Source organism: Euzebyales bacterium, from assembly GCA_036374135.1.
Lineage (GTDB): Bacteria > Actinomycetota > Nitriliruptoria > Euzebyales > JAHELV01 > JAHELV01.
In genome coordinates this window covers 1-13,914 of sequence record DASUUK010000094.1, presented here as the reverse complement: position 1 = coordinate 13,914, position 13,914 = coordinate 1, and the positions used below count along the sequence as shown (strand labels likewise).

Annotated in this window: 18 protein-coding genes; 7 read left to right on the top strand and 11 right to left on the bottom strand. The window is 71.7% G+C overall.

What is annotated here, in order from left to right; genetic code table 11:
• Nucleotides 1-26: 26 nt before the first annotated feature.
• The 9 genes from dnaB to VFZ70_15735 all read right to left on the bottom strand — a co-directional run bounded on the left by dnaB (nt 27) and on the right by VFZ70_15735 (nt 5,704).
• A complete protein-coding gene (gene dnaB / locus VFZ70_15775) occupies nt 27-1,403 on the bottom strand; it encodes a replicative DNA helicase (GenBank protein HEX6257266.1) in 1,377 nt (458 codons plus the stop codon).
• A gap of 121 nt (nt 1,404-1,524) precedes the next feature.
• Nucleotides 1,525-1,971: a 50S ribosomal protein L9 gene (rplI, locus tag VFZ70_15770; GenBank protein ID HEX6257265.1), complete on the bottom strand. Its 447-nt coding sequence runs from the start codon at nt 1,969-1,971 to the stop codon at nt 1,525-1,527.
• Nucleotides 1,968-2,204, bottom strand: coding sequence for a 30S ribosomal protein S18 (gene rpsR, locus VFZ70_15765; protein ID HEX6257264.1), 237 nt, complete (start codon nt 2,202-2,204; stop codon nt 1,968-1,970). Before rpsR ends, rplI begins: the two co-directional genes overlap by 4 nt.
• Nucleotides 2,205-2,657 carry a single-stranded DNA-binding protein gene (gene ssb, locus VFZ70_15760; GenBank protein ID HEX6257263.1) on the bottom strand — a complete coding sequence of 151 codons (453 nt, stop codon included), beginning with the start codon at nt 2,655-2,657 and terminating at the stop codon, nt 2,205-2,207. It abuts the gene before it with no gap.
• A 96-nt stretch (nt 2,658-2,753) separates the two neighbouring features.
• Entirely contained in the window at nt 2,754-3,056 is a 303-nt protein-coding gene (gene rpsF, locus VFZ70_15755) for a 30S ribosomal protein S6 (GenBank protein HEX6257262.1), read from the bottom strand.
• Between the two features lie 188 nt (nt 3,057-3,244).
• Nucleotides 3,245-3,952, bottom strand: coding sequence for a type 1 glutamine amidotransferase (locus tag VFZ70_15750; protein ID HEX6257261.1), 708 nt, complete (start codon nt 3,950-3,952; stop codon nt 3,245-3,247).
• Entirely contained in the window at nt 3,949-4,722 is a 774-nt protein-coding gene (locus VFZ70_15745; protein HEX6257260.1) for a TIGR00730 family Rossman fold protein, read from the bottom strand. The genes VFZ70_15750 and VFZ70_15745 overlap by 4 nt, the downstream gene beginning before the upstream one ends.
• Before the next feature lie 45 nt (nt 4,723-4,767).
• On the bottom strand, nt 4,768-5,166 hold the full coding sequence (locus tag VFZ70_15740) for a hypothetical protein (GenBank protein HEX6257259.1): 399 nt from the start codon (nt 5,164-5,166) through the stop codon (nt 4,768-4,770).
• A 25-nt stretch (nt 5,167-5,191) separates the two neighbouring features.
• Nucleotides 5,192-5,704 (bottom strand): MarR family winged helix-turn-helix transcriptional regulator, encoded by a 513-nt coding sequence (locus VFZ70_15735; protein HEX6257258.1) that lies wholly within the window; start codon nt 5,702-5,704, stop codon nt 5,192-5,194.
• 111 nt (nt 5,705-5,815) lie between these two features.
• On the opposite strand from VFZ70_15735, the gene VFZ70_15730 reads away from it, so the two are divergent.
• A complete protein-coding gene (locus VFZ70_15730) occupies nt 5,816-6,703 on the top strand; it encodes a sigma-70 family RNA polymerase sigma factor (protein ID HEX6257257.1) in 888 nt (295 codons plus the stop codon).
• A 436-nt stretch (nt 6,704-7,139) separates the two neighbouring features.
• Nucleotides 7,140-7,817, top strand: coding sequence for a DJ-1/PfpI family protein (locus VFZ70_15725; GenBank protein HEX6257256.1), 678 nt, complete (start codon nt 7,140-7,142; stop codon nt 7,815-7,817).
• A 578-nt stretch (nt 7,818-8,395) separates the two neighbouring features.
• Here VFZ70_15725 and VFZ70_15720 read toward each other — a convergent pair.
• Complete coding sequence (locus tag VFZ70_15720) at nt 8,396-8,920, bottom strand: hypothetical protein (GenBank protein HEX6257255.1); 525 nt, start codon at nt 8,918-8,920, stop codon at nt 8,396-8,398.
• A gap of 184 nt (nt 8,921-9,104) precedes the next feature.
• On the bottom strand, nt 9,105-9,878 hold the full coding sequence (locus VFZ70_15715; GenBank protein ID HEX6257254.1) for a fused MFS/spermidine synthase: 774 nt from the start codon (nt 9,876-9,878) through the stop codon (nt 9,105-9,107).
• Nucleotides 9,879-10,159: 281 nt separating this feature from the next.
• Between VFZ70_15715 and VFZ70_15710 the strand changes: the two genes are divergently transcribed.
• The 5 genes from VFZ70_15710 to VFZ70_15690 form a co-directional block, all read left to right on the top strand.
• Entirely contained in the window at nt 10,160-10,789 is a 630-nt protein-coding gene (locus VFZ70_15710) for an SAF domain-containing protein (GenBank protein HEX6257253.1), read from the top strand.
• Nucleotides 10,786-11,547 carry a hypothetical protein gene (locus VFZ70_15705; GenBank protein ID HEX6257252.1) on the top strand — a complete coding sequence of 254 codons (762 nt, stop codon included), beginning with the start codon at nt 10,786-10,788 and terminating at the stop codon, nt 11,545-11,547. Before VFZ70_15710 ends, VFZ70_15705 begins: the two co-directional genes overlap by 4 nt.
• Nucleotides 11,544-12,854: an ATPase, T2SS/T4P/T4SS family gene (locus VFZ70_15700; GenBank protein ID HEX6257251.1), complete on the top strand. Its 1,311-nt coding sequence runs from the start codon at nt 11,544-11,546 to the stop codon at nt 12,852-12,854. Before VFZ70_15705 ends, VFZ70_15700 begins: the two co-directional genes overlap by 4 nt.
• The gene (locus VFZ70_15695; GenBank protein ID HEX6257250.1) at nt 12,851-13,696 is read left to right on the top strand and encodes a hypothetical protein; all 846 of its coding nucleotides are present in this window, start codon (nt 12,851-12,853) and stop codon (nt 13,694-13,696) included. Before VFZ70_15700 ends, VFZ70_15695 begins: the two co-directional genes overlap by 4 nt.
• Nucleotides 13,693-13,914, top strand: a 222-nt coding sequence (locus tag VFZ70_15690) for a hypothetical protein (GenBank protein HEX6257249.1), incomplete at its 3' end; no start/stop codon positions are given. The genes VFZ70_15695 and VFZ70_15690, both read left to right, overlap by 4 nt.

Here is a 13,914-nt window from a genome sequence, read left to right as displayed (position 1 = left end):
CCGCCGCGACCGGCCGCGGCGGGCGGCTACAGCGCGGCGGACGCGCCGCGTGCCAGGGTGCCGAACCGCGCCTGGTTGCCGATGAACGCCAGCCCTATGGACGCCAGCGGTCCATTGCGGTGCTTGGCGACGATCAGCTGCGCCTGCCCCTTGTTGACCGCGTCGGGGTCGTACACGTCGTCGCGGTAGATGAACGCCACGATGTCGGCGTCCTGCTCGATGCTGCCGGACTCACGCAGGTCCGACAGCTGCGGCTTCTTGTCGCCGCGGTCCTCGGGCTTGCGCGACAGCTGTGACAGCGCGATCACCGGTGTGTCCAGCTCCTTCGCCAGCACCTTCAGGCCACGGCTGATCTCGCTGACCTCCTGCACGCGGTTCTCGACCGTGCGGTGGGACTGCATGAGCTGGAGGTAGTCGATGACGATCAGGTCCAGGCCGTGGCGTTGCTTGAGGCGTCGACACTTGGAGCGGATCTCCATCAGGTTGATGCCTGCCGTGTCGTCGATGTAGAAGTTCGCCTCGTGCAGGCGACCCATGGCCTGCGACAGCTTCGGCCAGTCGTCCTCCCGCAACCGGCCCGTCTTGATGCGGTTGCTGTCGACCCGTGCCTGCGCCGCGAGCACCCGCTCGAGCAGCTCCATCTGCGACATCTCGAGCGAGAACATCACCACGGGCCTGCGCAGCTCGACCGCGACGTGTGTGGCGATGTTGGTCACCAGCGTCGACTTGCCCAGGCCCGGTCGCGCCGCCAGGATCATCAGGTTCGCCGGCTGCAGACCGCTCGTCAGCTCGTCCAGGTCGGCGAAGCCGGTCGGCAGACCGGTCACGGCCTGACGCGTCTCTGACCGCTTCTCGATCAGCTCGAACGCCTGCGACAGCAGATCCTTCATGGGCGACAGCTCGCGCCCGTAGCTGCGTTGCGCGACGGCGAACACGGTCGCCTCGGCGTGATCGACGGCGGCGTCGGCCTCGGTGCCCGCGTCGTAGCCGAGCCGGGTGATGTCGGTGCCCGCGTCGATCAGCCGACGACGGAGTGCGTGCTCCGCCACGATCCGCGCGTAGTAGCCGGCGTTGGCAGCCGTCGGTACCTGGGAGATCAGATCGGTGATGGCCACCAGGCCGCCGACGCTGTCGAGGTTCCCGCGGCGCTCGAGCTCGTCGGCCAGCGTCACCGTGTCCACCGGCTCACCGCGGTCGTACAGATCGCGGATCGCCTCGTACATCGTGCGGTGAGCGCCCCGGTAGAACTCCTCAGGCCCCACGAACTCCACGATCTCGGCGATCGCGTTCTTGGACAGCAGCATGCTGCCCAGGACGCTGATCTCGGCTTCGAGGTTGTGGGGTGGCACGCGGTCGTAACCGGCGTGCGACGGCGGGCCCGGGAGCTGGAGGTCGGCGGTCACCCGGTCACCCTAACGCATGTCACGCGTCGAACACACATTCGCTTCGGGCTCTTCCGCCGTGCTCCTGGGCACGCGAACGTCGGCCGGTCGATGGTCGACCGGCCGACGCGTCGGGCGGCGTTCAGCTCTGGGCGACGACGACGCGCACCTGGGCGGTGACGTCTCGGTGGACCCGCACCGGAACCTGATGCTCGCCGAGTTCCTTGAGCGGTCGGTCGAGCGAGATCTTGCGCCGATCGATGGCGACGCCGAGCTGCTCGGAGACGGCCCGCGCGATCGCGGTGGTCCCGATCGAGCCGTACAGCGTGCCGTCCTCGCCCGCGTTCGCCCGCACGGTGACAGGGCGGCGCTCGAGCTCCGCCCGCTGCGACTGTGCCTCGGCGACGTTGCGTGCCTCGCGCTTGCGGCGGGCGCGCGTGATCGCCTCGGCGTCCGCCATCGCGCCCTTGGTTGCGCGCATCGCCAGGCCACGCGGCATCAGGTAGTTGTTGCCGTAGCCGTCGGCGACGTCGACGACGTCCCCGGCCTCACCGAGGTTCGCGACGTCGCGCTTCAGGATGAGCTTCATCGGGTCGTGTATGGCAGCAGCGCCATCTCGCGAGCGTTCTTGATCGCCTGGGCCAGCATCCGCTGATACTGCGGCCGCGTACCCGTCACCCTCGCCGACCGGATCTTGCCGCGCTCGCTCAGGAACCGCTGGAGCAGCTCGACGTCCTTGTAGTCGATGTAGGTGATCTTGTTCTTGGTGAAGTAGCACTCTTTGCGCTTGGGAGGACCCGACGGTCCGCGGTTTCTCGGCATCTAGAACGGCACATCCTCAGGTTCGGGGGCACTTGTGGGAGCGGGCGCTCCCCATGACGTGTCCTGGCCGCCGCCACCGCTGCCACCACGGGGGTTGCGCTCGACCTTGGCGGTCGCCCACCGCAGGCTCGGGCAGATCTCGTCCGCCTCGATCTCGGTGACCCAGCGGGTCTGGCCCTCGCGGTCCTCGTACGACCGGCTGCGCAGGCGACCGGTGACCACGACGCGGGCGCCCTTGGTCAGCGAGCTCGCGACGTTCTCGGCCTGGTCACGCCAGACGTTGCAGGTGAAGAACCCGTCCAGACGCTCGTCCCACGAGTTGGTCTCGCGGTTGTAGCGGCGCTGGTTGACAGCGACGCGCACGCTGGTGACGGCTACGCCGTTGGGCGTGAAGCGCAGCTCGGGGTCGTCGGCGAGGTTGCCGGTGATGGTGATGACGTTGTCGGTTGCCACTGGCTGGTCCTTTCTTCGCTGGAGCCGCCGCCCACGACCGGCGTGGGCGCACGCGATCGACGACGAGCTCGTCGCCGGACGCGGGCTCCGGCGGTGCTAGAGGTGCCGGACCCGTGCGGCGGGCTGGACCACTTTGTGACGCACGACGGCGTCGGTCAGCCGCAGCTGCCGCTCGAGCTCGGGAAGCTGTTCGCCCTCGAGCTGCAGATCGACGACCGTGTACCAGCCTTCGCGCTGGTGGTCGATCTCGTAGGCGAACTCGCGCTTGCCCCAGTGGTCGACGCGGTCGACGCTGCCGCCGAGCTGGCCGATCAGGTCGGTGAAGCGTTCCACGTTGCTGGTGGCCGCGTCCTCCGACAGCGTGCCGTGGCTGATGATCATCAGTTCATAGGTGCGCAAGGCGTTATCGTCCGATCCTGTGGTCTGGCGGCCCCCGGGGTGCGGTCGGCTGTGGCGACCTGCGGGAGCAGGCGGACAGTGCAACCGCGCACGCTAGCACTTCCGGAGTGAACTCGCACCGTAGCGCACGCCGGGCGCACACCCGCGCCAACGTGTGGACGGCGGCGCGCCGCGCCGGCAGAGGGTCGTCAGACGGGCGCGACGATCCTGTCCAGCCAGCGGTCGGCCAGCTCGCGGCCCATGCGCGCGTGCGCATCGTGGTGCTGCTCGGCCAGGGCGATCAGGTCCGCCGGCTCCCAGCCATGGCGACGCAGGTACGCGCCCGGCTGGCTGGCGTTCGCATAGCGCGCGACCCGGTCGGCATCCATCTCGGGATGGAACTGGACGCCGTACACGCGGCCGCCGGCGCGCAACGCGTGGACGGGCGCCCGATCGCTGCGTGCCAGGACGACCGCGCCAGGACCGGCGGTGATGAAGTCGCGGTGTGCGTTGAACGTCGGCGTGCCGTCGGCGAACCCGTCGAGCAGCGGATCGTCGCGTCCGGCGTCGGTCAGGCGGACCTCGGCGAAGCCGATCTCAGGGGTGTCGTGACGCACCGTCCCGCCGGTCACCTCCGCCAGCAGCTGTGCGCCGAGGCAGATGCCCAGGGTCGGGCTGTCGGCCGCGACGCACTTGGCGAGCAGGTCGGACTCGTGCCGCAGGAAGGGGTGCGCGCCCTCCTCGTCGGTGCACATCTGGCCGCCCATGACGAGCAGGGCCTCCGGCGGCTCGTCGGGCACCGGGTCGTCGGCGTACACATGGCGGATGTCGAGCTCCACACCACGTACGCGCAGCTGATCACCGATGACACCCGGCCCGCCCCATGGGCCGTGCTGGAGCACCGTCACGATCATCATCGACTCCGTCGTCCGCTGCCGTTGCCCAACGCGTCGAGCGCGGCGTCGACGTCGTGGGCGTACGTCCACAGCCGGTGCATCGGCTGGTGCAGCATCCTGCGGTCGTCCATGGCCTGCAGCAGGCGTCGCAGCGGCGCCCAGAAGCCGTCGGCGTCCAGCACGACAATCGGCCGGTCGTGGTACCCGAGCTGGCGCAGGGACATCATCTCGATCAGCTCCTCGAGCGTGCCGATGCCGCCGGGCAGGATCAGGAAGGCGTCGCTGCGGTCGTCCATGAGTTGCTTGCGCTCGCGCATCGTGCGGGTGCGAATGAGCTCGGATATGTCGTGCAGCGCAACCTCGCGATCGACGAGCTTGTCGGGGATGACACCCGTCACGCGCGCACCGCCGGCGAGCGCCGCGCGGGCGGTGACACCCATCAGCCCGACCGCTCCGCCGCCGTACACCATGGCCCAACCCCGGCGCGCAAGCCCTGTGCCGACCGCCTCGGCCAGGGCGCGCAGGTCGTGCGAGACGTCGTCGCTCGACGAGCAGTAGACGCAGACCGACAGCGGCGCGGTGGGCTCGGTGCTGCTGGTCACGGTCACCGCGCCGATGCTAGCTGCCGGGCGGTGGCGCCCGCTCGTGCTCCGTGAGGTGGTCGCGCGGCGGCGGCATCCGTCTCGTCCAGGGTCGTCGTGATGCGGCGCGCCGACCGCCATGCCCACGTCGGCGCCGACCAGCACGCCGAGCAGCGAGACGGCATCGGTGCGCGTGAGGCGTTCGCCCACCCATCGAGGTCGTCCGGCCAGATCGCGGGCGGCCCGGGGTCAAGGTCAGGGTGGGTCAAGACCAGCGCGCGACGGCAGCGCGGCGGCGACCATGGGGGTCACCGCCGCGGCGTCCAGGCGCACCTCGCCGGTCGCCACCCACCACAGCCGGGCCACGGTGTCGGCCTCGTCCGGCAGATCGCGCAGACGTCGCAGGAGGTCCGCGGCCTCACCGGCGTGCCCATCGCACCACGCATCGGTGCCGACCTCCGCGGCGCAGCGTCGACCCAGCTCGGCCCAGCGGATCGGCCCGCAGGTGGTGACCAGGCGGGCCTCTGCGCCGCACCGGTCACACTCGCCGGCCTCGACCGCTCGCGGCCCGACCTCGACGTCGTCGATCCAGGGGTGCCGTTGCACCAGCGCATGCCGCAGTTCGCGGCGCCGGCGCGCATCCAGGCCCGTCATGCGCGCGGCGTGAAGCGGGTGCCGGTCACGCCACCGACGGTGGGTGCGGCGGGTGCAGCAGGGTGTCCGGATTCGGGCAGGCCCCGCGGCGTTGCAGCTCGCTCAGCAGCGTCTCCATGGCCTCGAGCAGCGCCTGCTGCTGCGCCGGTGACAGTGCCTGCAGCAGCTCGGCGGCCGCCTCCACGTGCTCGTCATCCGTGGCGCCGCACATCTGCTGGCCGGCGGCGGTGAGCTCGATCAGCGTGGCGCGCCGGTCGCGTGGGTGGCGTCGGCGTGTGACCAGGCCTTCGTCCTCCATGTGATCGATGAGCACCGTGACGTAGCGGGGGGTGATGCCGAGGTCGTTGCCCAGCTCACTCATGATCTGGGGGCCCTTGCAGCGCAGCAGGTGCAGCGCGCGGGCGTGCGTGTAGCCGATGTCACGTTCGGTCAGCCGCGTCTTCGTCCACCGCTTGTACGCAGGGCCGAACGCCGCGAACGCGTGCGCAAGGGCTTCGTCGATGGGCGCGCCACCAGAACCCTGGGATTGTGTAGACATTCGGGTATCACCACGGTACTCTCGACCTCGCAACAATAGTACAGGAGTTCTGCTATCTGGGAGTTCCGGTTTCTCGGACGACCCGGACACAGAACGCCGCAGGGGAGAGACATGGCGATCCAGACCGCTGACCGCTACTTCAACGAGCTCGGCAGGCGCGACCTGCTGACCGCGGACGACGAAGTGCGGCTGGCCAAGCAGATCGAGGCCGGTCGCGAGGCCGCCGCGCTGCTCGACGACGCCGGCACCGCCGACCGCGACCGCCTGGAGCGCGACGTCGCCGCCGGCCAGCAGGCGTTCGGGCAGTTCGTGGAGGCCAACCTGCGACTCGTCGTCAGCATCGCGACGCAGTTCATGTCACGCACCGACCTCGACCTCGACGAGCTCATCCAGGAGGGCAACCTCGGGCTCATCCGCGCCGTCGAGAAGTTCGACTGGCGGCGCGGCGGCAAGTTCTCGACCTACGCCACGTGGTGGATCCGCCAGGCGATCCAGCGCGGCATCGCCCGCGGCGACCGTGCCATCCGCCTGCCCGCGGGCGTCCACCAGGAGCTGGGCAAGGTCCGCGCCGCCACCGCCAGGCTGCGCGACGAGACCGGACGCGAGCCGACCACCGAAGAGGTCGCCGAGGCGACCCGCCTCACCCCGGCGCGTGTCGAGCGCGCACGCGGTGCGGACTACCGCGTCGACTCGCTGCAGAAGCCGCTGTCGGACGACCCGGATGCGTCGGTGCGAGAGGACCTCGTCGCCGTCGCGGACGACGCGCCCGACGAGGAGGTCAGCCAGCGGTTGCTGATCGAGGCCATGCTGGCCGCGACCCAGGCGACCCTGGACGAGCGCAGCCAGTACATCCTGCGCCGTCGGTACGGCTTCGACGGCGGAGACGGCGCATCACTGCGCCAGATCGGCGACGAGCTGGGCCTGTCGCGCGAACGGGTGCGGCGCATCGAGCTCGATGCGCTCGCGACGTTGCGCGACGAGGTGGCGCTGGCCGCCTGACGCCCCTCGGTCGACTCATGGCCGACCGGGGACCCCGCACCCACCTGGGCTGGCGGCCTATGGCAGCGGGGCGGGGTCGTGGTCACGGGGGCGTCCGATGACATCGGGCATGCGGCCGTCGTGGCGCTGCTCGCCGCGGGGCATCCGGTCATCGGCGTCGACACCGCCGCACAGGTGACGCTGCCACCCGGGACGGCCGCCCGCCGCCACCACGTCACCCCCGCCGCCATCGCGAATCCGGCCGACGTCGCCTCGCTCACGGCGCTGTCGGTGCCACTTGGCGCCCCCGGCATCCGCCTCAACGCGGTTGCGCTGGGCACCGTGGCCACCGGCACGCGGGCGGTCACGGTACGGTCATCACGGCCGACGGCGGACAGTCGGTACACGGCCCTCGCCCATTGTGACGCGCCCGCCGTCGACCCGGAGGTCATCCGCGATGCCACCACCATCCCCCGCCCGAGCTCCCCGGACCGACGTACCCGGGCGCGACCGGCGCGCCGGCGTGACGTCCGTCGGACTGCTGCTCTTCGACGGCTGCGACGTGATCGACGTCGCCGGCCCGTACGAGGTCCTGCTGACCGCCAACCGGCTGGTCACCCGTCGCGGCGGCGACGCGCCGTTCGCCGTCGACACCCACAGCGTCGACGGGGAGCCGGTGACGGGCTTCGGCGGCCTCGGACTCAGCCCGTCCCGCGGTGCCATTGCCGAGGCCGGGCCGTTGGACGTGCTGATCGTGCCAGGTCTCATCGACCTCGGTGCGATCGCGGACATGGCCGAGGTGACCGAAACCGTGTGTGCTCTCGACCCCTCGGTCGACATCGTCGTGGGGGTGTGCACCGGCGCGTTCCTGCTGCACGCCGCAGGCGTGCTCGGCGATGCGGCGGCCACGACGCACTGGGAGGACGTGCGCGTCCTCGACGAACTGCGGGACGGTGGGTCGACCCGCGACGACGTCCGGTGGGTCGACGCCGGTCACGTCGTGACGTCGGGTGGCATGACGTCGGGCATCGCCATGGCGTTGCACCTGGTCGAGCGCCTGGTCGACGGCGCGCTGGCACAGGCAACGGCCGCGCAGATCGACTACGTGTGGACCGAACAGCGTCCCACGAGCTGACGCCGTGCGTCGCCGACATGCGCATCGTCATCGACACAGACGTGGCCGTGCCGATGACTGACGGCACCGTGCTGCGCGACCGACGTGTACCGACCCGACGACCGCCAGCCGGCACCGGCGCTGCTGCAACGACTGCGCCATGACACGTCCGACATGGCGTCGGCGCTGTACACACTCGACGTCATCCGGGCGGTCCGCGCCGGCTACGCCGTCGTCGTCCAGCCCTGCGGGGCGCAGACAACGGCGTCGACCGGGACCCGCCGGTGCGGGTGTTCGTGATGGGCGACGACGTCTGGCGTGACGCGGACGACTGGCCGCCGCCCGGGACACGGTGGGTCGACCTGTACCTCCACTCGGATGGTCATGCGGGCCAGACCGGTGGCGGGCTGTCCACCGAACACCGGGCGACGAACCGGGCGACACCCTTCCGCTACGACCGACGTGACCCGGTGCCGTCGGGCCGGTGCGCATGACCGCCAACACCTTCCGCGCCGGGCATCCGCATCCGGCTGACCCTGCCCGTCATCGATCGGGCTGGATCCGCTGGCGGGACGCCCCCGCCGCGGGCATCCGCCCGGTCACAGGCACAGTTCGGGACCCCAGTCCGTGTGGCCGCGCCCCTCGTGGCACCGGAACTCACGCACGCCGGCCAGCAGCCGGTGCCTGCCAGGCGTGCCGCCGAGCACCGTCTCGTCGCCGAACGTGAGCAGGTAGCGCGTCGCCTCGACCGAGTCGTCGCCGATGCTCTCGACGGTGTTCACCACGTCGGTCTCGCCCGATCCGGCGCCGGGACCGTAGCGCAGGAGGAACTGCGTCTGCGGGCTCGCCCCGGTCGGGTCCATCCCCAGCACGGCCTGCGCGGACGCCTCGGGATAGTGCCGATAGCAGGGGCGCGCGTCCTCGACGAACGCGTTGAAGTCGTCGACGTTGGTCATCTGCCCGGCGTCGTTCCACGCAGGGGCGTCCGGCCAGGCCAGGGTGCCGGACGCGCAGCACCGGTCCTTCTTCTTCGTCGTCTTCTTCCTCTTCTTGCGCCTGCGCACGAGCGCGAGCAGTCCCGCCAGACCGCCGACGACCAGCACACGTCGATTCGATTCCTCCATGCGGGCACCATAGACCAGAACCCGGCGGCCGTCCGCGCCACACCGACGGCAGTGCTGCGGCGCCGGGCGGAGCGCGTGGTCGCCCCGGGCGTGGCCGCGGTGGCCGGCTGACGCGTCCTTGGCGACCGCGCGGCGCGTGGAGCGCGACGTGCGGGCGGTCGCGACGCCCGGAACATGACCCGCGTCACCCGTCGTGCAGCGGCACGGCGACCGCGGCGAGCGCGGCCAGCCGTGCCGAGGACAGCACATCGATCGACAGCGGCGCGCCACGCAGTCGCCACTGCAGCGTCCCGCGGTGCAGCGGGCGCCGGGAGGAGATCAGCAGCATGTTGCCGCTCTCGCGCAGATCGGCGACAGCCGGTGGCCCGACGGCCAGCAGGTGCGGGAAGGCGGTGCGGAGCGTCGCCGCGTGCACGCCGACATGGGACCAGGGTGGTTCGTCGATGACGTTGAGCACGTACGCGCCGCGCGGCCGCAGCACGCCGGCGACCTCGGCCGCGAACTCGGCGGTCGCCAGATGCCGGGGCGTGCGACGGCCCACGAACGCGTCGCCCACGATCAGGTCGACGGAGGATGTGGCGCTGCGCTGCACGACACGCCGCGCGTCGTCGTGGTGTACCGCCAGCCGCGGCAACGGTGCGAGGCCGAGCTCCCGCTCAGCCAGCTCGATGACCGCCGCCGACGATTCGACGACCACCTGACCCAGCTCGGGCCGGCGTGCGGCCAACGCACGCGGCAGGGCGAACGCGCCGCCACCCAGGTGCAGCAGATCACAGGGCCCGGCCGGCAGCAGCGCCTCGACGACCGCGCCGAACAGCGCCAGGTACATGAGCTCGAACCGGCGTGGATCGTCGAGGTCCACCGCCCCGTAGGCGTGCCCGTCGACCTCGAGCAGCCGCACCGAGGGATGACCAGCCTCGCGGCGCACGACCAACCGGCCAAGGGTCTGATCGACCACGGAGGCTGGTCCAGGGTCACGCCCGCGTGTCATCTGGCCACTGTCGCACAGATGACCGGTGCCGGGTCGGGCGGATCGCGCTTCCGCAATCACCCGACCACGTAGCTCCGAACCACCGACGTGTCCAAAGGTACAAACACCGCAGATCAGTGGTCTGGTACGAAATGGCGCATGAATTGCGCGCCGCGGGCGGGCTGGTCGGGGGCGATCGAGGGGGACCGTAACATGCGCGACGGATGTCGCGGCGTCACCGGACGTCGCGGTGTGCAGCCGTGACCGCGATGGCGACGCGGGCGACGCGTGAGCCGACGCCACGGATCGCTCCGGCGCGTCGGCGTGTCCATGTCCCCACACTGCTGGCCGGCCTGCTGCTCGTGGTCGGGTGTGCGCTGGGCTTCGCGGTGCTCACACAGACGTTGTCGGAGCAACGTCCGGTCGTCGCGCTGTCGCGACCCGTCGCGCGCGGCACGGTGCTGACCGAAGCGGATCTGGCCGTCGCCCAGGTGACCGCTGACAGCACGATCGCGACGCTGCCGGCTGACGACCGCGCGCGTCTGCTCGGCCGTACCCTGCTGACGTCCCTGCCAGCGGGCGCCGTCGTGACCCCCGACCTGGTCACCGCCGCATCGGTGGACATCGGTCCGTCCGCACGGACGGTCGGGCTGCTGCTCGACCCCGGCGGGTACCCGACGTCCACGCTCGCGCCGGGCGATCAGGTCACCATCGTCGACACGGGCGGAGCGGGCAGGGTGCTGGCAGAGGACGCCGTCGTCGCGCGCGTCGAGTCCGTCGTCGACGGGTCCGCGACGCGCCTGGTCTCGATCGTGGTCGGTGCGCAGTCTGCGACCGCCGTCACGACGGCCGCTGCCCAGGACCGGGCGCGGCTCCTGCTGCACGGAGCCGGAAGTTGACCGCCATCGCGGTGGGCGCCGTGCCGGGCGCGCCCGGTGCGACGACGACGGTGCTCGCACTGGCGGCCGTGTGGTCCGCCGATCGCCCACTTCTGGTGGTGGAGGCCGATCCCGACGGCGGTGTGCTGGCCGCCCGCCGCGGCCTGCATCCCCAACCCGGCCTGGTCGATGCCGTTGCATCGCTCCTGCGCGGCCGGTGTGACATCGACCAGCACACGCAGCCGCTGGGTGACACCGTCCGGATCCTCGTCGCGCCGACCGGAGCCGAGCAGGCGTGCGCCACTCTGGCAGCGGTCGACCAGGAACGGTGGATGGTCCTCGCCCGTGGCGGAGCCGCGCCCGACGACCGCGATGTCATCGTCGACTGCGGGCGACTGCGGGCCAACAGCGCCGCGATCGACGCTGCGCGGTGCGCCGATGTGACGCTCCTCGCCGCGCGCCCACGCCTGGATCAGGTCGCGCTGCTGCAGGCTCGCGTGCCGGCACTACGGCACGCGCGTGTCGATCCGCAGGTCGTGCTCATCGACGACGGACCCTACGCCGCGGAGGATGTCGCCGCCGCCGCCGGTGCGCGGATCGCAGGTGTGCTCCCAGGGGACCGCCGGACAGCCGCCGCGCTCAACGGGGAGGCCGCGCGCCAGCGCCTCGGGCGGTCACGACTGCTGCGCAGCGCCCGACGCATGGTCGCGGACGTCCTCGGAGCCGGCCCGCCGTCGGACCCGACGATCGGCAGTGATCGGCAGGTGTCGGTGCCGTGACGGACGCTGTGCTCGTGCAGCGGCTCACCCGCGAGGTGGCCGACATGTTGTCGGAACGGTCCGCGTCGGGCGAGGCGCGGATGGACCGCGACGACGAACGGTCGTACGCGCACGCGTTGATCAACGCGGCACTGGAACGTGAGACGCAGGCACGGTTGCGCCGTGGGCTGTCGCCGCCGTCCGACGCCGAGGACGTCGAGGTGACCGCCGCAGTCCACGACAGGCTCTTCGGGCTCGGCAGGTTGCAGCCCCTGCTCGACGACGACGACGTCAGCGACATCGCGGTCAACGGATGCGACAACGTGTTCGTGACCTACCGCGACGGACGCCGCGTGCGCGACGACCCCGTCGCCGACGACGACGCCGAACTGATCGAGCTGATCCGCCTCGCGGCCGCACGGATGGGCCGCACCGAGCGCCGCTTCGACGCGGCCGAGCCCGAGCTGAACCTGCAACTGCCGGACGGCTCGCGCCTGCACGCGATCCGCGACGTCTCCGGCCGGCCCTGTGTGAGCATCCGTCGGCACAAGTTCGCGCTGTCGTTCCTGGACGAGCTGATCGACCGCGGCATGCTCAGCCGCGAACTCGCCGCCGTGCTGCGCAGCGCCGTGCGGGCGCGCAAGAACCTCGTCATCAGCGGCTCGACCGGGGCCGGCAAGACGACCCTGCTGCGCGCGCTGGTCAACGAGATCGACCCGGCCGAGCGGCTGGTCACCGTCGAGGACAACCTCGAGCTGAGCATCGACCGGTTCGACGATCTGCACCCGGACGTCGTCGCGTTGGAGGCGCGCCAGGCCAACATCGAGGGCCGGGGCGGGATCGAGCTCGAACAGCTCGTCCGCATGGGGCTGCGCATGAACCCCGACCGGGTGATGGTCGGCGAGGTGCGAGGGCCGGAGCTGGTCCCGATGCTGCTGGCAATGACCCAGGGCCGGGACGGATCGATGTGCACGATCCACGCTGCGAGCGCACGTCACGTGTTCGACCGCGCCCTGATGTACGGCCTCCTGCCGCCATACGGCCTCCCGGTCGAAGCGAGCGCGCACCTGTTCGCCAGCGCCGTCGACTTCGTGGTGTTCGTCGGCGACAGCGGCGCGCGGACCGACGGCCGTCGGACACGGACCGTTCAGACGGTGCTCGAGGTGGTCGGCGCGGAGGGGCAGACCATCACGGCCAACGAGCTGTACACCACCGATGCGGACGGGCTCGCACAGCGCGGGGACAGACCGCCGATGCGCAGCGCGACGCGCGCCGACCTCCTTCGTGCGGGTCTCTCGTCGGATGTCCTGCTCGGAGCGCCCCGATGAGCATGCTCGCTGCGCTGCTGGGTTCGGGTGTCGGGCTCGGACTGCTGGTGATCGCCTCCGGCGTGCGTGGGGCGCCGCCGGCGCGCGGCATCGTCCGCCTGCGCCCGAGGATCCCCGTCAACCGCCTGCTCGGCGTCGCTGCTGTCGCCGCGGCGACGTTCGCGGTCACCGGCTGGCCGGTGCTCGCGGCACTGGCTGGGACCGCCACCGTCACCGTGCCGCGGGTGCTGTCCGCCGGACGTCGCCGCACAGCCGCGGCCCGCAGCGACGCGGTGGCCCAGTGGATCGAGATGTTGCGCGACACGATGTCCGGCGCAGCCGGCCTCGAGGAGGCCATCGTCGTCAGCGCGCGCCGGCCTCCACCCGCGATCGCGCCTGCCGTCACGAGGCTGGCGGGACGACTGGAACACCAACGGATGGCCGACGCGATGCGTGGCTTCGCCGACGACGTCGACGATCCGGCTGCCGACCTGCTCGCTGCGGCACTGATCACCGCGGGAGAGCACGAGACACGGGACCTCGGCCGGTTGCTGGCCGCCCTCGTCGACGCCACCAGGGCGCAGGTCGCCATGCGCGCGAGCGTCGACGCGGGACGCGCCCACGTCCGCTCGGCGACCCGTCTGGTCCTGATCATCACGGCCGTGTTCTGCGTCGCCCTGCTGACGTTCAGTGCCGACTACCTCGCACCGTACGGCACGGTCGAGGGCCAGCTGTGGCTCGCGGTCGTCGGTGGCGTCGTCGCGTCGTCACTCACGCTCCTCGGGCGCCTGGACCGCATCGACCTGCCCTCGGCGCGACTGCTGGCCCAGACGCCCCGCGCCGACCGAGGACGACGGGCATGAGCGCGGTGCTGCTGCTCGGCGCGGGCATGGGCCTGGGTGTCACGCTGCTCGTCCGCGGGCTGCGGCCACGACCACCAGCACTGCGCGGCGCCCTCGCGGCGCTCGACCGTCCCGGGCATGCGCGCTCCGACGGCCGGCCGTCCCGTCGCCAGGACCTGATCGCGGCGCTGTCGTCGTGGGCGGCGGACCGGGCGCCGGCAGCGGACCTCGAGCTCGTT

Coding starts and splice junctions, on each gene's coding strand:
- rplI (HEX6257265.1), bottom strand. CDS start 1,971: ATGAAGCTCATCCTGAAGCGCGACGTCGCGAACCTCGGTGAGGCCGGG.
- rpsR (HEX6257264.1), bottom strand. CDS start 2,204: ATGCCGAGAAACCGCGGACCGTCGGGTCCTCCCAAGCGCAAAGAGTGC.
- VFZ70_15750 (HEX6257261.1), bottom strand. CDS start 3,952: ATGATGATCGTGACGGTGCTCCAGCACGGCCCATGGGGCGGGCCGGGT.
- VFZ70_15740 (HEX6257259.1), bottom strand. CDS start 5,166: ATGACGGGCCTGGATGCGCGCCGGCGCCGCGAACTGCGGCATGCGCTG.
- VFZ70_15735 (HEX6257258.1), bottom strand. CDS start 5,704: ATGTCTACACAATCCCAGGGTTCTGGTGGCGCGCCCATCGACGAAGCC.
- VFZ70_15730 (HEX6257257.1), top strand. CDS start 5,816: ATGGCGATCCAGACCGCTGACCGCTACTTCAACGAGCTCGGCAGGCGC.
- VFZ70_15725 (HEX6257256.1), top strand. CDS start 7,140: ATGCCACCACCATCCCCCGCCCGAGCTCCCCGGACCGACGTACCCGGG.
- VFZ70_15720 (HEX6257255.1), bottom strand. CDS start 8,920: ATGGAGGAATCGAATCGACGTGTGCTGGTCGTCGGCGGTCTGGCGGGA.
- VFZ70_15710 (HEX6257253.1), top strand. CDS start 10,160: ATGGCGACGCGGGCGACGCGTGAGCCGACGCCACGGATCGCTCCGGCG.
- VFZ70_15695 (HEX6257250.1), top strand. CDS start 12,851: ATGAGCATGCTCGCTGCGCTGCTGGGTTCGGGTGTCGGGCTCGGACTG.